Raw genomic sequence first — 24,638 nt, forward strand, 5'->3', positions numbered from 1 at the left:
CGGCCCGGGACAAGCGGCGGGCGTGGGCGGGCCAACCGCCAGTTTGTCGAAGCCGTGCCGTGGCTGGCCCGCAACGGGGGGCGGTGGCGGGCCCTGCCGCCGGAGCGGGGCAACTGGCATGCGACGAACACGCGGTTCCAGCGCTGGGCGGCCCCGGGCGTCTGGCAACGCGTGTTCGAGGCCGTGCAGGACGAGGCCGCCCTGCACACGCTGCTGGTGGACCCGCCCCCCCGTGCGGGCGCACCAGCACGCTTCGGGAGCGCGCACAAAATACGGACCGCAGGCCCCGGGGCGCAGCCGCGGCGGGCCGACGACGAAAGTGCACGTGGCCGCCAGCCCCGCGCCAGCCCCGCGCTTGCGCGGGGCCCCGCTACGCTCAGCGCCACCCCGCCGAGCGGCTTTTTAGCCGCCTTAAACAATTTCGGCGCGTAGCCACCCGTTACGACAAGCTGGACCGGCCTTTTCTGGCGTTTATGCACTTAGCCGCAACCCTGCTTTGGTGGCGCCATTGTTAACACCCCCTAGTTGCGCGAGCGAGATGCCTAGGCTGCGCTCGGCACCACGGGCTGAGAAGTCACTGCGTTATTCGGCGAACTTCTTCACAATCAGCGTGGCCGTGTGGCCGCCGAAGCCGAAGGAATTGCTCATGGCGTACTCGATGGGCCGGTAAGCAGGCTGGCCCAGCGTGAGCTGGAGGTGGCCGGCAATGGCCGGGTCGGGGTGGGTGGTGTTGATGGTGGGCGGCACTCGGTCTTGCTGCACGGCCTGCACGCAGGCAATGGCTTCCACCGCGCCGGCGGCGCCCAGCAGGTGGCCGGTCATGCTCTTGGTGGCGCTGATGTGCAGGTGCGGCGCCGGCCCAAACACCCGCCCGACGGCCCGCAATTCGCTGGCATCGCCCAGGCCCGTGGAGGTGGCGTGGGCGTTCAGGTAGTCAATCTGGGCGGCGTGCAGGCCGGCATCGTCCAGCGCGGCCTGCATGCTTAGGTAGGCACCCTCGCCCTCGGGGTGGGTGCCGGTAAGGTGGTAGGCATCGGCGGCCATGCCGCCGCCCACCACTTCGGCCAGAATGGGGGCGCCGCGCCGCCGGGCGTGCTCGTATTCTTCCAGAATCAGGGCGCCCGCGCCTTCGCCCACCACAAAGCCATCGCGGGCTACATCGAAGGGCCGGGAAGCAGTGGCCGGGGCGTCGTTGCGGGTCGAAAGTGCCCGCAACGCGTTGTAGCTGCCGATGCCGGTTTCATTGATGGCCGCTTCGGAGCCGCCCGAAATCAGCACGTCGGCCTTGCCCCAGCGGATGTAGTTGAAGGCGTCAATCAGGGCCGTGGTGGAAGTAGCGCAGGCCGAAACCGTGGCGAAATTCAGCCCCCGCAGCCCGTGCTTGATGGAAATAAGCCCGGCCGCGATGTCGATTATCATCTTCGCGCCCAGGAAGGGGTTGAAGCGCGGCGTGCCGTCGCCGTGGGCAAACTCCGAAATCTGCTCCTGCAAGGTGCCCAGCCCGCCCACCCCCGAGCCCCAGATAACGCCAATGCGGTTGCGGTTCAGCTGGTCGAAATCCAGCTCCGCGTGGCGAATGGCCTCTTCAGCCGCCACCAGCGCATACTGCGTGAACAGGTCGTACTTGCGCACCTCCTGGCGGTCGAGGAAGTTGAGCGGGTCGAAGTTCTTCAGCTCGCAGGCAAAGCGGGTTTTGAATTTCGACGCATCGAAATGGGTGATGGGCGCGGCCCCACTCACGCCCGCCAGCAGCGCCCGCCCAAAGCTGCTGGCATCATTGCCAATAGGCGTAAGGGCACCCACGCCCGTAATAACCACCCGTTTGTAATCAGGCATAACGTTAGAAACAATGAGTAAAAAATGTAGGGTGCGGGGCTTGCCCCCGCCCGTCGTTGCACAGAACCGTTGAGGCGGGATTGACTCAAATGGCAGGCGGGGCTTGCCCCCGCCCTTTAGTGGTCCGACAAACTCACCTTCACGGGTCCGCCCGGCTGCCGCTTCACCACCAGCAGCAGCAGCGGCATGGCGGCCAGGAAAAAGCAGCCCACCAGCAGAAAAGCGTCGTTGTAGCTCATGATGCCGGCCTGCTGGTTCACGGCCGCGTCAAGCAGGCCATAGGCGCGGCGCTGGGCTTCCAGCATGGGCTGGCCCAGGCGCACCGCTACCAGCCGCGCCCCGGCGGCCAGGCGCTCGGCCACGCCGAGGTCGCCGGCCGTGAGGTGCGTCACCAGCGCCTGCCGGTGCACCGCAAACTGCGTGGCCAGAAACGTGTTGACGATGGCAATGCCAAAGGAGCCGCCCAGCTGGCGCATCATGTTGTTGAGGGCCGCGCCCTGGGCAATATCCCTGAGCGGCAGGCCCGACACCGCCAGCGCCGTGAGCGGCACCGTGAGCAGGGCCAGCCCCGCCCCGCGCAGAATCAGCGGCAGGTAGAAGTCGCCCTTGCCCGCCGTGCCATTCAGCAACGCCATGCGCCAGCTGAAGGCGAAAAACAGCAGAAACCCCAGCGCCACCACCACCGGAATCGGGACGCCGCTTTGCAGGGCGCGGGCGGTGAGTATCAGGCAGAAAATGGCCAGCACCGCCCCCGGCAGCAGCAGCAGGCCGGTATCGAGCACCGGAAAATGGAGCAGGCGCTGGGCAAAAACCGGCGTGAGATACACCGACGTAAACAGCCCCATGCCCGTGACGAACGTGAGGATGGCCGCCACTGCCAGCGAGCGGCTTTTCAGCACGCGCAGGTTCACGATGGGGAATTCGGTGGTCAGCTCCCACCAGATGAAGGCCCCGATGCCCACCGCCGCCGCCACGCTCAGCTGCGTGATGTAAGCGGTTTCAAACCAGTCTTCTTCCTGCCCGCGCTCCAGCACCACCTGCAGCGCGCCCACGCCCACTATCAGCAGAAACAGGCCCACCCAGTCCATGCGCAGCGTGTTGCGCGCCACCTGCACGGCCGGCTCCTTCACCAGAAAAAACGACGCCAGGGTGACCGCCACGCCGATGGGCACGTTCACCAGGAATATCCAGTGCCAGGTGCTCACGTCCAGAATGTAGCCCCCCAGCGTGGGCCCAATCGTGGGCCCGGTAAACACGCCGATGCCGAACAAGGCACTCGCCACCCCGCGCTTCGCCGGCGGAAAGGCTTCGAATACAATGGTCTGCGAAGTCGAAAGCAACGCCCCGCCGCCCAGCCCCTGCACGAAGCGGAAGACCACCAGCGTCCAGATGTTGCCCGCCGTGCCGCACATCACCGATGCCAGCGTGAAGAGAATTATCGACCCAATGAAGTAGCGCCGCCGCCCAAACCGCGCCGCTAAAAAACTGGTAATCGGGATGATAATGATGTTGGCAATGGCGTAGGACGTGATAACCCACGAGGTATCGGCCAGCGTGGCGCCCAGGTTGCCGCTCATGTGCGACAGCGCCACGTTCACGATGCTGGTATCAATCAGCTCCATTACGGCGGCGGCAATGACGGTGGCGCAGAGTAGGAAAAGGCGCAGAGGGCTCATTAGATAATGAATTTTATACCAATCGGTATAATTTTGAACAAAAAAATATCAGGCCACCAGCTCGGTTTCAATCAGGTGCTCGATGTGGTCGAGGCTGATGAAAAGGGCCGTGGAGCTGCCGGTGGCTTTCGAAACCAGAATGCCGCCTTCGGTGAGGGCGATGAAGAGGGTGGCGTAGCGGCTGGCGTCGGCGGCGGGCTTGATTTCGCCGGTTTGCTGGCCTTTTTCGATGAGGCGCACCACGTTGCGGTGCCAGCGAGCGAAGCTGTCCTGCACGCGCTGGAGCAGGGCGCTGGGCGGCGCATCGTCGGTTTCGACGGCGGCGTTGAGGATGGGGCAGCCGCCGTTTTGCCGGAGCAGCGGGTAGCGCTGGCGGTAGAATTGGGGCATGGCCAGCAGCTGCTCGCGCACCGGGGCGCTGCTGTTGGTGCCGGCGCGCAGGCCTTCCAGCACCAGCCCGAGGTTGTAGTCGAAGGCGGCCAGGGCCACTTCTTCCTTGTTCTCGAAGTTGCCGTAGATGGCGCCTTTGGTGAGGCCGGTGGCGGCCGTGAGGTCGTTCAGGGACGTGCCGGCGTAGCCCTGCTTGTTGAAAACAGGGGCCGTTTGCTCGATGATGAACTGGCGGGTGCGCTCGGCTTTGGACATGACGACGGTGCAAATATACCGTTTGGTATTTAAACTGCGGGGGAGCGGAAAAAGTTTTGGTTGGGCTGAAATTTTGCTTTGCCAGAACGATGTAGAGACGCGACGCTTCGCGTCTCGTCGTCTGCGCCATTAGAATCGCCTGCTTTGCATCGTTCAACGAGGAGACGCGAAGTGTCGCGTCTCTACATTCCTTTCAGCTTTTGCAGCCGCACAAACGTCGGTTTGTCGCGGTCGCAAGTCAGCTTTCCATTGTTGAATTCCAGCTCGGCTACCTGAATAACGCTGCGCCTGGCGGCGATGGAATTGGTAGGGGCGGGGTTGATTTTGGCGCGGCCGGGGTGGGTGAAGTAGAACACGTAGGCGCGGCCGTTGCTCACCACCACGTCGCAATGGCCGCCGATGGCCTGGTCGTCGCGGCCCTGGCCGGGCTGCTCAAGGAGGCGCTCGGGCTGGGGCTGCCAGTGCAGCAGGTCGGGGGAGTGGTACACGGCCATGCCTTTCCACTGGTCGATAATCATCCAGTACTGCTCGTGCCAGCGGAATACTTTGGGGCCTTCGCCGCGCTCGTTCAGGGCCTGGCCGTGGTCGGTCCAGTGGCGCAGGTCGGGGCTGTCGGCGTAGTAGATGGATTTGTGGTCCCGCTCGTTGTTGTACCACAGCCGCCAGGTGCCGTCGGGCAGTTTGAACACGCTGGCATCGATGACTTTATCAGTGACGAGCGGCAGGGTTTGCACGTACTGCCAGTTCAGCAAGTCGCGGCTGGTGAGCTGGATGATGACGCGCGAGTGGTTCCAGTCAGTGAAGGTGCCGGGCACGTAGGTCAGGAACATGTGGTACAGGCCCTTGTCCTCCACAATATCGGGCGCCCAGTGGGTGTAGCCTCTATCGGGCCGATAGTTGATGTTGGCCGTGTCGCGGTAGGTCCAGGTGGTGCCGCCGTCGCCGGATTCGGCAATGCCGATGCGGGTGCCGTGCACCCAGGTCACGCCGTGGGCGGTGGTGTCGGTGGCGCGGCGGTTGGTGTAGAACATCCACCACTTCTGCCGCTGCCTGTTCCAGACGAGCACGGGGTCGGCCGCGCCGTCGTAAACGGGGTCGCTGTAGAGGGGTTTGGGGGCGGGCTTGGCGGTTGCCTTAGGTGCTGAAGCCGCTTTTGAGACGTTGGCGCCGTTTTTCTGCTGCGCGAAAGCAGCGGATGCTCCGAAAAACAACAGGTAAAGCAGGAGTAGTTTATTCATGGCTCGCGGGCGTTTTCAATATGGCCGGCCAGGCGCTGCACGGCTATTCTAATACACAATGTCCGCGCTATCAGCAGCTGCATAATCGGGCTTTGCGCCAGTTGCCGATTTCACGTCCGTGAATTTCACGCGCTCGGCATCGTTGATGACCACCCTGGCGCGCTCGGGCATGAGGATGTTGCTGAATGCGACATTGCGCAGCCGGTGGGCCGGGTCTTTGAAGCCGTTGATGTTGATGGCCGGCTCAGCGGCCGAGGCTTCGGACAGGTCAATGTTCTGGAAGACGAAGTTCTCGAAGGTGGGCACTTCCGGGGCGGGCGCGCCGTCGTTGTTGTAGTTGACGGCCGAGAAAATGGTGATTTGGCGCAGCTGGCAATCCGTCACGGTGACGTTGCGCACGTAGCCGCCCCGGTCTTTGGTGCCCTTTATCTGCATGCCGTGCAGCAGGGGGCCGGCCTTGCAGTCCTGCACCAGCACGTCGCTCACGCCGCCGCTCATTTCGCTGCCGATGGAAATGCCGTGGCCGCGCCGGAAGTCGCAATCCGTAATCCGCACGTTGCGCGTGGGCTTGCCAATGGCGAAGCCTTCGGGGTTTTTGCCCGATTTGATGGCGATACAGTCGTCGCCGGTGTCGAAGCTGCAGTTGAAGATGTAGGAGTCGAGGGACGAATCGGGGTCGATGCCGTCGCCGTTGTGGATGCCTTTGGTGATGATGCTCAGGTCGTGGCAGCTGATGTTGCGGCTGTAGATGTAGTGGATGGTCCAGCAGGGCGGCTCCGTCACGGTGAGGCGCGAAATGCTTACGTCCTGGCAGCTCAGCAGGCAGATGAGGCGGCCCCGGCTGCGCAGGCCGTGGGCTTTGGTCATGGCATCGCCCAGCCGCCGCCCGCCGCCCGAGATGGTGCCGCCGCCCGTGATGCGCAGGTTGCTGACCGTGTAGCCGTTGCGGTCGAGCGTGCCGGCATTGAGCAGGCTGGCGTAGGTTTTCAATTCCCAGCCTTCGAAGCGGTTCAATATCATCGGCAGGTAGTCGTCCGGCGCGGTGGAGCCTTTCAGCACGCCTTCGATGCGCAGCGTCATGTTGCTTTTCAGAAAAAGCGCGCCCGATACGAAGGTACCTTGGGGAATCAGCACCGTGCCGCCCGCCGCGCAGGCATTTATGGCCGCCTGAATGGCTTTGGTATTGACAATGGCCGTGTCGCTTTTCGCGCCGTAGTCGAGCACGCTGTACACTTTGCTTCGGGCAGCGGTTTTGAAAGTGAGCAGCTTGCCGGCGTTGGCCGCATTGCCGGACGCCTGCTTCACGCGGAGCTGCAGGGCATACTGCGTACCGGGCGTCAGATGCGACAGGGTGTAATTCGTCTTGCTGGTAGACGCCAGGGCTTTGCCATTCAGCATGATTTCGTAAACTACTTTGGCCCCCACCTGCTTGTCCCACACGACGGTCACGGACTCGTCGGTGAGCGTGCCGGGCGCAATCAGCAGGTGCAAGCTGCCGACTGGCGCGGCCGTTGCCTGAGTTGCAAAAGCCACGAAGAAACTTAGCCAAAGCAGGCGGAAAATTGGGCTTGGAGAGGGTTTGCCAGTCATTTCAGGTGGATTTGTGTTATCGTAAGTCAAGTACGCCGAGCATCTCGCTCGCGCCGCCTGACGCCGAAACCTCCCCCCGGCCCCTCTCCCGCGGAGAGGGGAGCCGGACGATTTTTTAATGGGCATTGCCGGGGCCCCTCTTTTCTGGAAATGCGCTTCAAGCATTTTTCGGGGGCGGGGGTGAGGTTTTCGCAGGGCGACGTTTGCTAATTCCCGTCGGGCTTGGTGACGGCGCTGCGGGGGCTGTCGGGCCACACCCAGGCGGCCAGCGCATCCGGCCGGGCGGGGTCGAAGGCGGGCGTGTCGTTTTTCAGGAATTTCACCAGGCCCAGCTTGTTGGCTTTGATGCCTTCGACCACGCATTTGGCCAGCTCGTAGGCGCCGTAGGGGTTGAAGTGGGTGTTGTCGGCCAGCGGCTCGGGCTGGTTGGGGTAGGTGTTGGCGGGGTAGTGCACGAGGGCTTTTTTCGAGCCTTCCACGCCGAGGGCTTCGTAAAACTTCGCCGACATGGCGTTGAGGTCGATGAGGGCCACTTTCTCGTCGGCGGCGGCTTTGCAGGCGGCGGCGGGGAAGTCGCCGAGGCTGTTTTCAATCTTGCCGTCGGCCCCGAAGGTGCGGCGGCTGGTGGAGGTGACGATGACCGGGATGCCGCCCTTTTTGCGGGCCTCCTGCACGAAGAGGTGCAGCCGCTCGGTGTAGGCTTTCCAGGCGCCGTCGTTTTCGCCCTTGTCCTTCTGGTCGTTGTGGCCGAACTCGATGAACAGGTAGTCGCCCGGCTTCATCACGCTCAGCACTTTGGCCAGGCGCTTGGAGCTGAGGAAGCTGCCCAGCGTGAGGCCCGATTCGGCGTGGTTGGCCACGGCCACGCCGGGCCCCAGGAAGCGCGGCAGCATCTGGCCCCAGGCGGCCCAGGGCTCGTCGTCCTGGTTCACCACGGTGGAGTTGCCGGCCAGAAAAACCGTGGTGGCCTGCGGCGCGGGCGTGATTTCCAGCGCCGCCAGGCAGGGGTTGGTGCCGTCGAATTCGAGAGTGAGGCGGTCGTCCCAGTCCAGCTTGTGCAGCTCGCGGGGCTTGAGGGCCACGGTTTCGGTGTCGTTGATGCGGCGGCTCTTCACGTTGAGCGTGAAGGTTTGGGTGGTGAACTGGCCGGGCCTGGTGGCGGTGGTTTCGAGCAGCAGCCGGCGCGATTCGGCCTTCAGAAAGGTGCTGCTGGGGCCTTTCAGGTCGCCCAGCGTCACGGTCACGTTGTAGTTGCCTTCGGGCAGCTTCACCGAAAAGTAAAACGGCTGTTTGCTGGTCACGAAGTCGCTGCGTAGCGCATCCTTGCCGCCGCGGTCCACGCCCTCGACGGTGGTGCCGAAATCGAAGCCGTAGCCGGTGGCGTCGGAATAAGCTGCCGTGGGCAGCACCGGCTGGTAGCCGGCGGCCGTTTTGCCGGGCCCGAAGTCGAATTTGAACGTGGTGCGGGGCGTTTGGGCGGCTGCGGAGGCAGCCAGCAGCAGGCTGGCCCCGATGGTGAGGAAGGGAATTGTCATGGGGTGGGAAGTAACGACCGAGCTAAAAGTACCGGCCGCTTCTGCGGGGGCTTACCTGCACTGTCATGTTGCGGCAGAGTGCAGGAGAGTGCGGGGGGCACCAGGGGCTTTCTTGCTTCGTTTCCGGCTCATTCTCCCCACTCCCACCCTCGCTCATGCTGGCTCGCCGCACGTTTCTGACTGGTTTATTGCTGGCCCCGCTCACGCGCGCGCTGGCCGGTTTCGCGGGCCGGCTGATTGATTACCCCAAGGCCGATTTCTCGAAATTCAGCAAGCACCTGCGGCCCGTGGGCCGGGCCCTGGAGCTGCCCGACTACTACGTGTGGTGCAACTCGCCCATCTACGGCCCCGATGGCAAGGTGCACGTATTCTTCTCGCGCTGGGATGCCAGCAAGGGCATGGGCGGCTGGCTGAACGGCTCCGAAATAGCCCACGCCGTGGCCGAAAAGCCCGAAGGCCCCTATCAGGTGCTCGAAACCGTGCTGGCCCCGCGCGGCCCCGGCTATTGGGACGCCACCACCTGCCACAACCCCAGCATTCAGTTCGTGGACGGCAAATACTGCCTGTTTTTCATGGGCAACTCCAACGGCAAAACCGACACCAAGCGCATTGGCCTGGCCACCGCGCCCACCCTCAACGGCCCCTGGACGCGGCCCGACGCGCCGCTGCTGCTGCCCGGCCCCGCCGGCGCCTGGGACGACCATTGCACCACCAATCCGGCCTTCATCAAGCACCCCAACGGCCAGTACTGGCTCTATTATAAGTCGTGGAATACCAGGGAGTACGAAGAAGCCAAGGGCCGGGAAATTCGCGGCAACCGCAAGTATGGCCTCGCCATCTCGGATAAGCTGGAAGGCCCCTACCAGAAATTCGACGGCAACCCGGTCATCGACTTCTCGAAGCAGGGCAACAACAAGCAGTTCGAGGACGCCTTTGTGTGGCGGCAGCACGGCAGGTTTCAGCTGCTGGCCCGCGACATGGGCGTGTACAGCCAGGAAGTGGGGCTGTTTCTGGAATCGGAAGACGGCAAAACCTGGACCTTCCCCAAAATCGCCTTCCTGCCCCTGCGCGACTACGGCGTGACGGAGCCGCCCGCCCCGCCCAAGCTCAAGCGCTACGGGCGCCTCGAACGGCCGCAGCTGCTGCTGCGCGACGGCCGGCCGGAATACCTGTTCTGCGCCTCGCAGGGCGGCAAAAGCATGACGGCTTCGTCGTTTATTCTGAAAGTGGGGTAGTGGGGCGGCAGCGCGGCGGCGGCCTGCCGGGAGCACAGCGCTTCAGCAGAAAACCACCGGGACCGGACCGGGCGGGGCCTACTCAGTGACTGGCGGGGTGCCGGCCCCGCCCTTTCGCACCAGCCATTGGTGGGCACTCACTCAGAGAAAAGGTTGATTTGGAAGCGCCTGGGCCGTGAGCAGGAGGGTGCGGGAAGGCTACGCAATTGAGAAAGAGCAGCTTTGTGCAGCATTGGAAATTTGAGAGATGCCCCTCTCCGGCACTCAATGAAGCAGCCACTCACCGGCGGCTCTCCCCTGCACCTGCCTGCCTGTGACCGGGGGCTCACCGAAATCGGGCCGCCAAGCGGGCCTTTTGGGGGCCGATACCCGCCGCCCGGCTCCCGGCCCGGCTGCTTCCATGCTGGAACATACCTGCTAAGAAGCTACAAAAATTCCCCAAGATTTCATCTAAATGCCCCTGAGCAGTACGCTACAGGAGAGTAGGGGTAAAACAGGCCTCTAATATTGGCCTCAGTTCCGCCTCCCACGCGCTGCTTTTTTTCTTTTAAAAATCTCACCCACTCATTTCCCACATGACTAAATTTTACACCTGGCAACGTTTGCGGACTGCGGCGTGCCTGCCCATGCTTTTGGTAGCGGTGCCGCCTGTGGTGGCCACGGCCGCTGCCCACCCGGTTCGGCATGTAGCGGCTGAGTGGCCACTCACCGGCAAAGTAACCTCGCCCAACGGCGAAGGCCTGCCCGGGGTAACGGTGGTGGTGAAAGGAACCACGCTGGGCACTACCAGCAATGCCGACGGCTCGTTCAGCATTTCGGTGCCCGACAAGGCCGGCACGCTGGTGTTCAGTTTCATTGGCTACCAGACGCAGGAAAAATCGTACGCCGGCCCCGGCAACTACAGCATTAAAATGGCCGACGACACCAAGAGCCTCGACGAGGTGGTGGTGGTGGGCTACGGCACGCAGAAGCGCGCCGACGTGACCAGCGCCATTGCCACGATGGATGCCCGCAAGCTGGAAGAGCGGCCCATTGCCCGCGTCGACCAGGCGCTGGTGGGCCAGCTGGCCGGCGTGGTGGTGAAGCAGACCTCGGGCGTGCCCGGCCGGCCCTTCAGCATTCAGGTGCGGGGCGCGGGCTCTATCTCGGCCGGCAGCGAGCCGCTGTATGTGATTGACGGCTTCCCGCTCGAAACCGTGGGGGCCAGCGCCAACGGCCGCTTCGGCAGCGGCAACCCGCTCGACAACATCAACCCCAACGACATTGAGAAGATTGAGGTGCTGAAGGATGCGGCGGCGGCTGCCATCTACGGCTCGCGGGCAGCCAACGGCGTGGTGCTCATCACCACCAAGCGCGGCCGCACGGGCAAGCCCCAAATCAGCGTGAACTCCTACGTGGGCGGCTCGCGGGCGGCCAAAAAGCTGGACCTGCTGAGCGGCGAGGAATGGGCTTCGCGCGCCACCGAAATCATCAACAACAACTGGGTGAAATCGGGCGCGGGCCGCACCGCCGACCAAACCACGGCGCAGCGCCGCACCATTCTGGGCCTCACCGGCAACAACGTGAACCCCGACCTGATGCTGGACGACCGCTGGGCCATCCCGGGCCACCCCGGCCTGCAGTACATCGACTGGCAGGACCAGCTCTACCGCACGGGCATCAGCCAGAACTACCAGGTGAGCGCCTCCGGCGCAACCGACAACGTGAACTACTTCGTGTCGGGCAACTACAACGACCAGCAGGGCTTTGCCCTGGGCCTGGACTACAAGCGCTACACCATTCGGGCCAACGTGGAAGTGAAGGCCAGCGAAAAGCTGAAGTTCGGCGCCACCATCAACCCCAGCTACTCCGTTTCGACCGACCCCGGCATTGAGGGCAAGGACAACCGCTTTCACCAGCTGCTGTCGGAAACGCCGATTGTGGAAGACACGGCCGGCATCAACACCGCCTACGGCAAGAACGAGGCCTACCGCTGGGGCGTGAGCACGGCCAGCCCCATTGCCGTCATCAACAACTACTCGGGCGACACGCGCAACTACCGCACGCTGGGCACCCTGTTTGCCGAGCTGCAGCCCATCAGCGGCCTGCGCCTGCGCTCCACGCTGAACTTCGACAACAACGAGTCGACGTCGAAATCCTACCAGCCGCCCACCCGCAACCTGAGCACCTCGCTGGCCAGCGGCTCCTACAGCACTTACCGCCGCCAGACGTTTGTGAACGAAAACACGGCGACCTACAACAAAACCCTGGGCAAGAACGACTTCTCGGTGCTGGGTGGCTTCTCCTACAACTTCACCAAGCTGGACAACAACAGCCAGTCGTCGTCGGGCGGCTTCATCAACAGCACGGTGCAGACCCTGAACGGGGCCGTGCTCGTGAACAGCCCCGGCCCCACCGAGTCGCAGAGCGTGCTGATTTCGTACTTCGGCCGCCTGCAGTATTCCTATGATGGCAAGTACCTGCTCTCGGCCAGCGTGCGGCGCGATGCTTCGTCGCGCTTCGGCTTCGAAGACCGGGCCGGCGTGTTCCCGGCCGTATCGGCGGGCTGGCGCATTTCGCAGGAGCCCTTCCTGCAGCCCGTGACCGCGCTAAGCGACCTGAAGCTGCGCGCCAGCCTGGGCTACTCCGGCAACAACACCATTGGCGACTACAGCAGCATTGCCACGCTGGGCGCCTACAACTATACCTTCGGCGGCCTCATTGCCCCCGGCCAGGCCCCCAACAAGGTGGGCAACTCGCAGCTGAAGTGGGAGCGCAACCGCACCGTGGACTTCGGGGTTGATTTCGGCGTGCTGAAAAACCGCATCACGGCGTCGTTTGACTACTACACCAAAAACAGCCAGGACCTGCTCCTGAACGTGCCCGTGCCCACGGCCTCGGGCTTCGGCACCAACCTGCAGAACATTGGCGAGGTGCGCAACACCGGCTGGGAAGTGGAGCTGAACACCCGCAACCTGGAAGGCGCCCTGACCTGGACGACCTCGTTCAACGTGAGCCACAACGAGAACAAGGTGGTGCACCTGGGCCCCGGCGATGCCCGCATCGAAGTGCCCAACGGCCTCGATACGCCCAGCAACATCCTGCAGGTGGGCCTGCCCATCTACAGCATTTTCGTGGTGAAGCAAACCGGCATTCTCAGCCAGGCCGACATCGACAACGGGGCGGCCAAGTTTGGCAACGAAACCGCCGGCGACCCCAAGTATGAAGACTACAACGGCGACGGCAAAATTGACGTGAACGACCGCCAGGTGGTGGGCAACCCCAACCCCACCTACACCTACGGCATGACCAACACGCTGCGCTACAAGGGCTTCGACCTGAGCTTCCTGGTGCAGGGCCAGTACGGCGGCTCCATCTACTCGACGCTGGGCCGCGCCATCGACCGCACCAGCGTGGGCTACAAGGAAAACGCCTTGGGCCGCGTGCGCGACCGGTGGTTCTCGGCCGAAAACCCCGGCGACGGCATCAAGGGCAAAGCCACGGGCAGCTTCGGCTTCATCCGCAACACCGACTGGCTGTACTCGTCGAACTACTACCGCGTGCGTACCATCACGCTGGGCTACGACCTGGGCCTGCTCATCAACAAGCGCATTGCGCAGGGAGCCCGCGTGTATGTGACGGCTGAAAACTGGTTTGGCCACGACAGCTACTACGGCGGCCTCAACCCCGACGCCCTGAACACGGGCAACACGGGCACCTTCGTATCGGGCTCGGACTACGGCGGCCTGCCCCTGGCCAAAACCCTGGTGCTCGGCCTCAACCTCACCTTCTAATTAAATGTGGATGGGCTAAGAAAACGGTCCTGCTGAGCTTGCCGAAGCAGGACCGTTCTGCAACTCGCCTTTCTTACTCGAAAAATTCCCCATGAAAAAGATATTCCTCAGCTTGTCTCTGGCCTGCGCCCTCGTCACCCTGGGCGGCTGCGAAAAAGACCTGGACCAAACGCCCATCTCGAACGGCTCGGTGCCGGACTTCTACAAAACGGCGGCTGACTTCGACCAGGCCATGTCGTCGGTGTACAGCTCGCTGCGCGGCTTCCCTGACCGGGAGGTCATTCTTTCGGAACTGCGGTCCGACAACATGTTTGCCGTGAGCTCCATCGGCTCGCGCGACTGGGACCCCGTCAACAACTTCTCGGCGGCCCTGCTCACCATCAACCCCTACGTGGCCGATGCCTGGGCGTCGGACTACAGCACCATCTTCCGGGCCAACACCATGCTCGACCAGCTGGCCCAGAACGGGGCCGTGACGGGTTCGCTGCGCACCCGCTACGAAGGCGAAACCAAGTTTCTGCGGGCCTTTGCCTACCTGGATTTGGTGCGCAAGTTTGGCAAAGTGCCGGTGATTGACAAGCCGCTGATTCCGCAGGAAGTAGCCAAAATTTCGCGCAGCGAGGTAGCCGCCGTGTACGCCCTGATTGAGTCGGACCTGCGCACGGCCATTGCCAGCCTGCCCACGGCCTACACCAGCAACGGCGTGGGCTCGACCCTGGGCGTGGGCCGCGTGACGGCGGGTGCCGCCAAGGGCCTGCTGGCGCTGATGTACCTCACCAAATCGGGCCCCACCTACGGCATCAACGGCCCCGGCCTGGCCAGCAACGAGTACGACAAGGCTAATGTGCTGCTCGATGAGATTATCAGCGCCACCGGCACGGCCCGCTACGCCACGCAGGCCTCCTACGCCAACATTTTCTCGCCCACCAACGAAAACAACTCGGAGGTAATCTTCGACTTCCAGTACATCTCCAACGGCCTGGGCACGCTGGGCTCGTCGTTCATGAACGTGGTGGTGCCCGATACCTACTACACCGGCACCGTCGCCAACGGCAACCTGGGCCTGACTTTTTCGGCTGGCTCAGTCGAAATCAAGCCCGTTTCCAACGACCTGAACAACGTATCGTACGCCCTCACCGACACCCGCCGGGCCGTCAACATCCAGCAGGGCTACACCAATGCCGGCACCACCGATACCCGGCCGTTCTTCAAAAAATACGTGAACGTGGCCGGCAAAGGCACCAGCCGCACCGACTGGGCCACCAACTACATTGTGATGCGCTACGCCGACATTCTGATGATGAAGGCGGAATGCGAAGTGCGCGGCATCGGCGGCACGCCGGCCAGCGCGGCGGCCCGGCTCACGCCCCTGCGCACCCGCGCCGGCCTGCCGGCCCTCACCACCCTCACCCTGGAAACCCTGATGGAGGAGCGCCGCCGCGAGTTTGCCGGCGAAAACCTGCGCTGGAACGACCTCATGCGCTCGGGCCTGGCCCTGACCGTTATGAACGCCTGGGCGGTGCGCGAAGACGCGGCGCCACCGAACAATAAAATCGTGCGCCCCATCACGGCCAACCTGCTGCTGCTGCCCGTGCCGCAGGTGGAGCTGAGCTCGGCCCCCGGCCTTTACGACCAGAACCCCGGCTACTAAGCGCATTGAGTAGCCGAGGCGCTGCGCCCGGTTTTGGCTTCTGTCGGCAACCTGCCGGCAAAGCCAAAACCGGGCGCAGTTGCGTTTGGGCGGTGGCGGGCCGGCGCTACCGCACAGTACAGGAGGGTGCGCCCCGGAGCAGCCGCTTCTTTTGTTTCCTCCCCTATTCCCACTCAATGCTGAATCGCTCTTCTCGTTTGCTTGCGAAAGCAGGGCTGGCCGACTGGCTGACGCTGGCGCTGCTGTGCAGCCTGAGCGTGCGCGCGTGCGCCGCCCCGCCCGCCGCCGCGCGCCGGCAGTACAGCTTCAACCCCGGCTGGCAGGTGCGGGTGGGCGACGCGCCCGGCGCGGAGGCTGTCACATTTGACGACGCGCAGTGGAAAAAGGTGACCCTGCCCTACGCCTGGAACGAGGACGAAGCCTTTAGCAAGGACATCAAGGATTTGAGCACGGGCGTGGCTTGGTACCGCAAGCATTTCCGGCTGCCGGCCGGGGCGGCGGGGCAGCGGGTGTTCGTGGAGTTTGAGGGCGTGCGGCTGGCCGGCGAGTGCTGGCTGAACGGCCAGCGCCTGGGCCTGTCCGAAAACGGCGTGATGGCCGTGGGCTTCGACCTGACGCCCTACCTGAAGCCCGCGCCGGCCGACAACGTGCTGGCCGTGCGGACGGATAACGACTGGGATTACAAGGAGCGCGCCACCGGCCAGCTGTTTCAGTGGAGCAACCGCAACTTCAACGCCAACTACGGCGGCATTCCGAAGAACGTGTTTCTGCACGTCACGAGCCCGCTGCACCAGACGCTGCCGCTGTTTTCGATGCTGGGCACCACCGGCGTGTATGTGTATGCGCAGGATTTTGACGTGGCCGGCGGCCGGGCCACGGTGGTGGCCGAGGCGCAGGTGAAAAACGAGTTTCCCACGGCCCGCACCTTCACGTTCGAAACCTCGGTGGCCGATGGCGCGGGCAAAACGGTAGCGACTTTCAGCGGCGGCGAAACGACGTTGCAGCCGAGCGAAATGAAAACGGTGCGGGCGCAGCAGGCGCTTGCGGGGCTGCACTTCTGGAGCTGGGGCTACGGCTACCTGTACACGGTTTCGACGCGGTTAGTCGTCGATAAGCAGGTGGTCGACGAGGTGAAAACCCGCACCGGCTTCCGCAAAACGGAATTTGCCCACGGCCTCATCAAGCTCAATGACCGCGCTATAATGGTGCACGGCTACGCCCAGCGCACCAGCAACGAGTGGCCCGCCGTGGGCCTGGGCGTGCCCGCCTGGCTCTCCGACTACAGCAACGGCCTGATGGTGGCCGGCAACGCCAACCTGGTGCGCTGGATGCACGTCACGCCCTGGAAACAGGATATCGAAAGCTGCGACCGGGTGGGCCTGCCCCAGGCTATGCCCGCCGGCGACGCCGAAAAAGACGTATCCGACCGCCGCTGGGACCAGCGCCGCGAATTGATGCGCGACGCCATCATCTACAACCGCAACAACCCCAGCATCCTGTTTTACGAGGGCGGCAACGAGAGCATCAGCGCCGCCCACATGCAGGAACTGAAGGACATTCGGAACCAGTATGACCCGCACGGCGGCCGGGCCATCGGCTCGCGCGAGATGCTGGACATTCCGCAGGCCGAGTACGGCGGCGAGATGCTCTACATCAACAAAAGCGCCACCAAGCCCCTCTGGGCCATGGAATACTCGCGCGACGAGGCTCTGCGCAAGTATTGGGACGAGCTCACGCCGCCGTTTCACAAAGACGGCGCCGGCCCGCTCTACAGGGGCGCGAATGCCGCCGACTACAACCGCAACCAGGATTCCCAGGCCCGCGAGGACGTGATGCGCTGGTACGACTACTGGCACGAGCGGCCTGGCACCGGCACCCGCGTGAGCGCCGGCGGCGTCAACATCGTGTTTTCCGACACCAACACCCACTACCGCGGCGAGGAAAACTACCGCCGCAGCGGCGAGGTCGATGCCCTGCGCATTGCCAAGGACGGCTACTTCGCCCACCAGGTCATGTGGGATGGCTGGGTGGAGCCGGAGCACGCCCGCACGCATCTCATCGGCCACTGGAACTACCCGGCCGGCACCGTGAAAAACGTGGACGTGGTGTCGAACGGCGAAAAAGTGGAGCTGTTGCTCAACGGCAAGTCGCTGGGCTTCGGGCAGCAGCGCTACCGCTTCCTGTTTACCTTTCCGAACGTGGCCTGGCAGCCCGGCACCCTCCGCGCCGTGAGCTACGACGCCGCCGGCAAAAAAGTGAGCGAAGCCGAGCACCAGACCACCGGCCCGGCCGTGGCCCTGCGCCTCACCAACATTGCCAGCCCCACCGGCCTGCACGCCGACGGCGCCGACCTGGCCCTGCTGCAGGTCGAAGCCGTGGACGCGCAGGGCCGCCGCTGCCCCACGGCGCTGAACCTGGTGCATTTTACCCTCAGCGGGCCGGCCGAGTGGCGCGGCGGCCTGGCGCAAGGCCCCGGCAACTACATTCTGGCCCAAAGCCTGCCCGTGGAAGGCGGTGTGAACCGGGTGCTCGTGCGCAGCACCACCCAGGCCGGCACCATTAAAATCAGAGCGACTGTCGAGGGCTTGAAGCCGGCCACCGTCAGCCTGAAATCGCAGCCGGTGCGGGTGGAAAACGGCCTGAGCACGCAGCTGCCCGGCGCCGACCTGCCGGTGCGCCTGGGGCGCGGGCCCACGCCGGCCGGGCCGTCGTTCGCGGTGTCGCGGGTGGCGGTGCCCATCACCGCCGCCACGGCCAGCTCCAACGCCGCCAATGCCGCCTACAGCTTCGACGACAACGAGTTATCGGAGTGGATTTCGGCCCGCCAGGAGGCCCGGCCGTGGATTGAGTACACGCTGGCCCGGCCCGCCGCCATCAGCCAGGTAGCCATGAAGCTCACCGGCTGGCGCACCAGCACCTACCCCATCCGCATTCTGGTGGACGGGCAGGAGGTGTTCGGTGGCAAAACCGAGCGCAGCCTGGGCTACTTCACGGCCGTCTTTGCGCCCCGCACCGGCCAGCAAGTTCGCATCGAGCTGACCGGCCAGACCCAGGCCAAAGACGCCTTCAACATCACGGAGCTGGAAACGCCCAAAGTCCCCACCGCCGCCACCGACCAGGCCGGCCCGCCCGGCACGCTGGGCCTGGTAGAGGTGGAAGTATATGAAAAAGCGGCCGGCACGCCTGCTCCTTAAATTTGAACGTCATGCAGAGCGCAGCGAAGCATCTTGCCAGAGACATTACTGCACATTTCAACCGGCGCGGCTGGGTCACTTTCGGTCAATTAGTATTGGCCCTGTTTCTCATCTGCCCTCCCGCTTCCTACGCGCAAGGCCCCCTAACGGCTCCGCTGACAGCAGCATATTCTGCCACAGCTTTCCCGCTGGTGCACGCCCACCAGACGGCCCCGCTCTGCTTCGATGCCCGGGATGCCGCCGTGGTGCGCGTGGCGGCCGAGGCCTTTGCCGGCGACGTAGCGCGGGTAACGGGCCTGAAACCCCAGCTGCAAACCACTGGCAAAAGCCCCACCGGCCCGGCCGTCGTCATCGGCACGCTGGGCCAGTCGTCGCTCATCGATAAGCTCGTGGCCAGCGGCAAACTCCAGGCCGACAAATGGCAAGGGCAGTGGGAAAGCTACTGCATCGGCGTGGTCGAAAAGCCGTTTCCGGGCGTGGCGCGCGCCCTGGTCATTGCCGGGAGCGACCGGCGGGGCACGGCGTTTGGCGTGTTTGAAGTGGCGCGGCGCATGGGCGTGTCGCCGTGGGTGTGGTGGGCCGATGTGACGCCCGCCCACCACGACGCCCTCTATGTGCAGCCCGGCCAGGTGGTGCAGGGGCCGCCGGCGGTGCAGTACCGGGGCATTTTCCTGAACGACGAGGACTGGGGCCTGCGTCCCTGGGCCGCCCGCTCGCTCGATAAGGACGTGCAGGACATCGGTCCCAATACCTACGCCCATATCTTCGAACTGCTGCTGCGGCTGAAGGCCAACTACCTCTGGCCGGCCATGCACCCCGGCACCAGGGCCTTCTACCACTACCCGGCCGACCCCGTGCTGGCCGACCGCTACGCCATAGTGGTGGGCAGCAGCCACTGCGAGCCCATGCTGCGCAACAACGTGTTTGAGTGGAGCGAAAACTACGCGCATGAGTACGGCCAGAAGCCCGGCGAGTGGCGCTACGACCTCAACGGCCCGCAGATGTACCACTACTGGGAAGACCGGCTGAAGCAGTCGGCCAGGTACGAGTCCGTGTATACCGTGGGCATGCGCGGCATCCACGACGGCAGCATGCCCGGCCCGCCCGACCGCGCCGCCAAGGTGCGCCTGCTCGATACCGTCATCACCGACCAGCGCCGCCTGCTGAGCCAATACGTGAAGCCCATTGGCGGCCGCACCGTGCCCCAGATTTTCTGCCCCTACAAAGAGGTGCTGACGCTGTACCAGACCGGCCTGCAGCTGCCCGATGACGTGACCATTGTGTGGGCCGACGACAACCACGGCTACATCCGGCAGCTGTCGGACAAGGCCGAGCAGCGGCGCAGCGGCGGTAGCGGCGTCTACTACCACCTCTCGTACTGGGGCGCCCCGCAGGACTACCTGTGGCTGTCGAGCATTTCGCCGTCGCTGGTGAGCTATGAGCTGAGCAAAGCCTACGCGCTGGGCGCAAAACGGCTGTGGGTGGTGAACGTGGGCGACATCAAGCCCGCCGAGCTGGAAACCGAGTTTGCCCTGGACCTGGCCTGGAACGTGGACCGCTGGACGCCCGCCACGGCTGATGCCTACGCCGCGCACTGGGCCACCGAAACCTTCGGCCCCCGGCTGGCGCCCGCCATTGCCCGCCTCAAGCAGCAGTATTACCGCCTGGGCCACGCCGCCAAGCCGGAGCACCTCAGCGGGGTGCGCTTTAGCGCCGCCGAACAGGACCAGCGCCTGGCCGACTATCAGAAAATTGCGGCCGAGGCCGAAGCCTTGCAAAAGCAGGTTCCGGCCAGCTTGCGGGATGCTTATTTCGAGCTCGTCCTCTATCCGGTGCAGGGAGCGCGGCTGATGAACGAGAAGGTGTTTTACGCCGCCCGCAGCCTGGACCTGGCCCGGCAGGGCAACGACCAGGCCCTGGCATTTGCCCAAAAAGCCCAGGCCGCCTACGACCAGATTCAGGCCCTGACCCGCCGCTACAACGACGAAACCGCCGGCGGCAAATGGGCCGGCATGATGAGCGCCCACCCCCGCGACCAGAAGATTTTCGAGATGCCGCCCGTGGCCACCGCCGCGCTGGTAGCGGAAGGAAAAGCCGCCGCGAAAGCAGCTGGATTGGCCGCCACGGCCGCCGCTCCCGCCTCGGAAGCCGCGCCGGCCACCGCGCCGCTGCTGCTGCCCGCCACGGCCTTTAGCAGCAAGAAAGCCGCCCCGAATGAAACCCTCACGCCGCTGGCGGGCCTCGGTCTGGAAGGCACGGGCCTGACGCGGATGCCGTACGACGTGCCCGCGTTTGCGGCCGACGCGACCAACGCGCCGTATCTGGAATACCGCGCCAACCTCCCGGCCGGGCCGCACACCGTGGCCGTGCGCTGCCTGCCCACGTTTGGCCTGTATGCCGGCCGGGGCCTGCGCTACGCGGTTTCCATCAATGGCAGCCCGCCCCAAACCGTGGACGTGAACGTGCCCGCCGACTCGAAGCAGTGGAAGGAAAACGTACTGCGCGGCTTCTCGCAGGGCCAGACCACGCACGACGTGGCCACGGCCGGCCCGGCCACCATCCGGCTGTATCTGCTGGATGCGGGGCTGGTGGTTAATCAGATTCAGATTCAATGAGTGACGACCTGACAACACCTCACCCCCTGACCCCCTCTCCCAAAAAGAGGGGGCACCGGTTCGTGAGGGAGATTCTTGTAGCACACGCTTTAGCTTGTGCCAGTGAGGGATTTTGCTCAACCGCACAAGCTAAAGCGTGTGCTACAAGCACCTACCGCGCAAAGCCGGTGCCCCCTCTTTTTGGGAGAGGGGGTCAGGGGGTGAGGTTGACGTTAGCGACATTGCTATTCCTCCTCACCCTCCCCACCTACGCCCAAACGCCGCTCTGGCACAACCAGCCGCGCACGCTCCGCTACCGCCCCGAGGGCCAGGATTTCGTCATCGCCAACGGTACGCACCGCTTCACCCGCGCCCTGTACGGCACCAACACCGCCTTCCGCGTGGAAGCCGGCGACCTGCCCGAGTTTGCCCTCTACCTGCCCGGCATGGGCGGCAACCTGAAATTCGGCCTGCTGGCCAACGGCCAGAGCAAGTGGCTGATTAAGGCCGACAACATCGTGGCCCGCTACCGGCCGGGCATGATGCGCTACGACATCACCGACCCGCTGCTGGGCCCCGGCCGGCTACACCTCGAAGTGCTGGCCATGGCCGATGCCGAAGGCCTGCTGGTGAAGGCCCGTTTCGAGAACGTGCCCGCCGGAAAGGTGCAGCTGCTGTGGGCGTTCGGCGGAGCCACGGGCCGGAAGTTCAGCCGCGACGGCGACATCGGGGCCGACCCGGAATCCAGCTTTTACCTGAAGCCGGAATACTGCCAGGGCAATACGTTTGAGCTGAAAAAGAACGGCTTCGCGCTCAGCTACCGCGTGGCGGCCAAGGCCGGGGCGGCCCCGGAGCCGCCCCGCATGCTGCTGGGCCTGGCCCCGCCCACGTCCGCAACACGCCTTGCCGATGCCGCGCAGCAGCAGTCGCCGCAGCAGCTTTTGGCCTCGTCGGCCACGGCTGCGCCGGTGGTGGCGGGCCAGGTCGGCACCGGGGCGGGCCAGGACCTGTACTTCGCGGTGCAGAAAGCCGAAACGGCGGTACCGCTGAGCTACGCCGGCCTGCCGGCCGCTTTCGAACGGGCCGAAGCCGCCCGGGCCGCGCTGGCCGGCCGCGTCAGCGTCAGCACGCCCGACTCCTACATCAACACGCTGGGCGGGGCGCTGGCCGTGGCCGCCGATGCCATCTGGGAAGCGCCCTCCTACATGCACGGGGCCGTGGCCTGGCGCATGCGCCTCAACGGCTGGCGCGGCCCCTACGCCGCCGACCCGCTGGGCTGGCACGACCGCGCCGCCACCCACTTCCGCGCCTACGCCAAGTCGCAGCTGCTCAGTCCGCCCAGCGGCCCGGTGGTGCCCGATACGGCCCTGCACCTGGCCCGGCAGCTCGAAAAGCTGGGCACCACGGTGTTTAGCGAGGGCTACATCAGCCGCAACCCCGGCGGCGATTTCCGGCCGCACCACTACGACATGAACCTCGTGTTCATCGACGAGCTGCTGCGCCATTTCAACTGGACCGGCGACCTGGCGCTGGCGCGTGAGATGTGGCCCGTGCTCCAGCGCCACCTGGCCTGGGAGAAGCGCAACTTCGACCCCGACAACGATGGCCTGTACGATGCCTACGCTGCCATCTGGGCCTCCGATGCCCTGCAGTACAGTGGCGGCGGCGTCGCCCACAGTTCGGCCTACAACTACTTCGCCCACCAGAAAGCCGCCGAGCTGGCCCGGCTGCTGGGCCAGAACCCGACGCCTTACCGCGAAGAAGCCGCCCGCATTCGCCAGGCCATGCAAAGCCGGCTGTGGCTGAGCGCGCAGGGCTGGTACGCGGAGTATCAGGATGCGCTGGGGCTCAAAAGCCTGCACCCGGCCGCCGGGCTCTGGACCATCTACCACGCCCTCGATTCGGAGGTGCCCACCTTCCTCGAAGCCTACCAGGCCACGCGCTACGTCGATGCCGAGCTGCCGCACATTCCGGTGCGCGCCGCCGGCCTGCCCGATGCCGGCTACTACCTGCTCTCCACCACCAGCTGGCAGCCCTACGACTGGTCCTTGAACAACGTGGTGCTGGCCGAAAACCTGCACGCCAGCCTCGCCTACTGGCAGGCCGGCCGCCGCGACGACGCCTTCCTGCTCTGGAAAAGCGCCCTGCTCGAAAGCATGTACCTGGGCAGCAGCCCCGGCAACTTTCAGCAAATCAGCTTCTACGACAACTACCGGGGCGAGCTCTACCGCGACTTTGCCGACCCCATCGGCATGGCGTCCCGCTCGCTGGTGGAGGGCCTGTTCGGCATCCGGCCCGATGCCCTGCACGACACGCTGCTGGTGCGCCCCGGCCTGCCCGCCGCCTGGGATTCGGCCAGCCTCACGGTGCCCGACGTGGCGTTCCGCTTCCGGCGCCAGGGCCGGCGCGAAACCTACACCATTGCCCAGCAGCTACCGAAACAGCTGGCGCTGAAGCTGCAGGTGCCCGCCCTGGCCGACCATATTGCCTCGGTGAAAGTGAACGGCCGGCCGGCGGCCTGGCGCAATGTGGCCGCCGCCGTGGGCCGGCCCGCCATCGAAATCAGCTGCCCGCCCGCCGCCCGCTACGCGGTGGCAATCGAGTGGCAGGGCGAGGCCCCGGATACCGCCGCGCCACAGGCATCTGCGCCAGCGGGCGAAATCTTCGCCGTTGCCTTCCCCCACGCTGCAATCGCAGAAAATGCCGACCCGCAACAAGTGCTTCTGAAGCCCCAGGTCAGCGGCTCGAAGCTCACGGCGCAGGTAAGCGGCCAGCCGGGCGCGCGCACGGCCTTCGTCCGGCTGCGCCAGGGCGACCTGGACTGGTGGGAGCCGCTGCGGCTTGCCACGGCCCGGCCGGCAGCCCCACCGGCGGCGGCCAGCGCCCCCACCCACTGGCAAACCGTGGACCTCAGCCCCCACTTCAACGACCGGGTGACGCAGATTTTCCAAAATAAATACCTCACGCCCCGCGCCGCCACGGCCACGCTGGCGCTGCCCACGCAGGGCATCGGCAACTGGTGCTACCCGCTCACGCAGGCCACAATCGACGACAGCGGCCTGCGCCGGCTGGCGGGGGAAAAAGGCGAAGTGCGGCTGCCCAGCGGCGTGCCGCTGCGCACGCCTAGCGCGGCCGGCGCGAAAAACATCCTGTTTGTGTCGCAGTGGGACAACTATCCTGACCAGGCCACCGTGCCGCTTCGGGGCCGCGCCGCCCGCGCCACGCTGCTGCTGGCCGGCAGCACCAACCCCATGCAAAGCCAGCTGACCAACGGCGAAGTCACCATCACCTACGCCGACAACACCACCGCCACCCTGCCCCTGCGCAACCCCGACAACTGGTGGCCCATCGAGCAGGACCTGCTGGACGACGGCTTCGCCTTCCGGACCGGGGCGCCCCCGCCCCTGCGCATCCACCTCAAAACCGGCCTTATGCTTCACGATTTCAGCCAGTTCACCAGCATCAAGGGCTTCAGCACCCGCGCCATTGACGGCGGGGCCGCTACCGTGCTGGAGCTGCCGCTCGACCCGCAGAAAACCCTCAAAAGCCTCACCGTGAAAGCCCTGGCCAATGATGTAGTGATTGGGCTGATGGGCGTGACGCTGGTGCGTTGACCGGCACCTCACCCCCGACCCCTCTCCGGTGGAGAGGGGAGCCAGACGATTTAAAAC

At 65.0% G+C, this 24,638-nt stretch carries 12 protein-coding genes and 1 pseudogene; 7 read left to right on the forward strand and 6 right to left on the reverse strand.

Annotation, left to right across the window (positions count from 1 at the left end; genetic code table 11):
* Positions 1–515, forward strand: a pseudogene (locus ACYVHT_RS14010) (transposase); the annotation flags it as partial.
* A gap of 67 nt (positions 516–582) precedes the next feature.
* Here ACYVHT_RS14010 and fabF read toward each other — a convergent pair.
* The 6 genes from fabF to ACYVHT_RS14040 form a co-directional block, all read right to left on the reverse strand.
* Positions 583–1,836, reverse strand: a complete 1,254-nt coding sequence (gene fabF, locus ACYVHT_RS14015; protein ID WP_460552819.1) for a beta-ketoacyl-[acyl-carrier-protein] synthase family protein — start codon at positions 1,834–1,836, stop codon at positions 583–585.
* Between the two features lie 116 nt (positions 1,837–1,952).
* Positions 1,953–3,512, reverse strand: a complete 1,560-nt coding sequence (locus tag ACYVHT_RS14020) for an efflux MFS transporter permease (protein WP_460552822.1) — start codon at positions 3,510–3,512, stop codon at positions 1,953–1,955.
* A 48-nt stretch (positions 3,513–3,560) separates the two neighbouring features.
* Entirely contained in the window at positions 3,561–4,157 is a 597-nt protein-coding gene (locus ACYVHT_RS14025) for a TetR family transcriptional regulator C-terminal domain-containing protein (RefSeq protein WP_460552825.1), read from the reverse strand.
* Positions 4,158–4,339: 182 nt separating this feature from the next.
* A complete protein-coding gene (locus tag ACYVHT_RS14030; protein ID WP_460552828.1) occupies positions 4,340–5,395 on the reverse strand; it encodes a glycoside hydrolase family protein in 1,056 nt (351 codons plus the stop codon).
* 48 nt (positions 5,396–5,443) lie between these two features.
* A complete protein-coding gene (locus ACYVHT_RS14035; protein WP_460552830.1) occupies positions 5,444–6,928 on the reverse strand; it encodes a glycosyl hydrolase family 28 protein in 1,485 nt (494 codons plus the stop codon).
* 263 nt (positions 6,929–7,191) lie between these two features.
* On the reverse strand, positions 7,192–8,520 hold the full coding sequence (locus ACYVHT_RS14040) for a rhamnogalacturonan acetylesterase (RefSeq protein ID WP_460552833.1): 1,329 nt from the start codon (positions 8,518–8,520) through the stop codon (positions 7,192–7,194).
* Positions 8,521–8,675: 155 nt separating this feature from the next.
* Between ACYVHT_RS14040 and ACYVHT_RS14045 the strand changes: the two genes are divergently transcribed.
* The 6 genes from ACYVHT_RS14045 to ACYVHT_RS14070 all read left to right on the forward strand — a co-directional run bounded on the left by ACYVHT_RS14045 (position 8,676) and on the right by ACYVHT_RS14070 (position 24,581).
* Positions 8,676–9,755 carry a glycoside hydrolase family protein gene (locus ACYVHT_RS14045; RefSeq protein ID WP_460552836.1) on the forward strand — a complete coding sequence of 360 codons (1,080 nt, stop codon included), beginning with the start codon at positions 8,676–8,678 and terminating at the stop codon, positions 9,753–9,755.
* A gap of 575 nt (positions 9,756–10,330) precedes the next feature.
* Positions 10,331–13,528: a SusC/RagA family TonB-linked outer membrane protein gene (locus ACYVHT_RS14050; RefSeq protein WP_460552839.1), complete on the forward strand. Its 3,198-nt coding sequence runs from the start codon at positions 10,331–10,333 to the stop codon at positions 13,526–13,528.
* A 91-nt stretch (positions 13,529–13,619) separates the two neighbouring features.
* Positions 13,620–15,179, forward strand: coding sequence for a RagB/SusD family nutrient uptake outer membrane protein (locus ACYVHT_RS14055; RefSeq protein ID WP_460552842.1), 1,560 nt, complete (start codon positions 13,620–13,622; stop codon positions 15,177–15,179).
* A 176-nt stretch (positions 15,180–15,355) separates the two neighbouring features.
* Positions 15,356–18,373 carry a glycoside hydrolase family 2 protein gene (locus tag ACYVHT_RS14060; protein WP_460552845.1) on the forward strand — a complete coding sequence of 1,006 codons (3,018 nt, stop codon included), beginning with the start codon at positions 15,356–15,358 and terminating at the stop codon, positions 18,371–18,373.
* A 191-nt stretch (positions 18,374–18,564) separates the two neighbouring features.
* Positions 18,565–20,988 carry a glycosyl hydrolase 115 family protein gene (locus tag ACYVHT_RS14065; RefSeq protein WP_460552848.1) on the forward strand — a complete coding sequence of 808 codons (2,424 nt, stop codon included), beginning with the start codon at positions 18,565–18,567 and terminating at the stop codon, positions 20,986–20,988.
* Positions 20,989–21,209: 221 nt separating this feature from the next.
* On the forward strand, positions 21,210–24,581 hold the full coding sequence (locus tag ACYVHT_RS14070; RefSeq protein ID WP_460552851.1) for a DUF4450 domain-containing protein: 3,372 nt from the start codon (positions 21,210–21,212) through the stop codon (positions 24,579–24,581).
* The last annotated feature ends 57 nt before the right edge of the window (positions 24,582–24,638 follow it).

This window comes from Hymenobacter daeguensis, assembly GCF_054780555.1.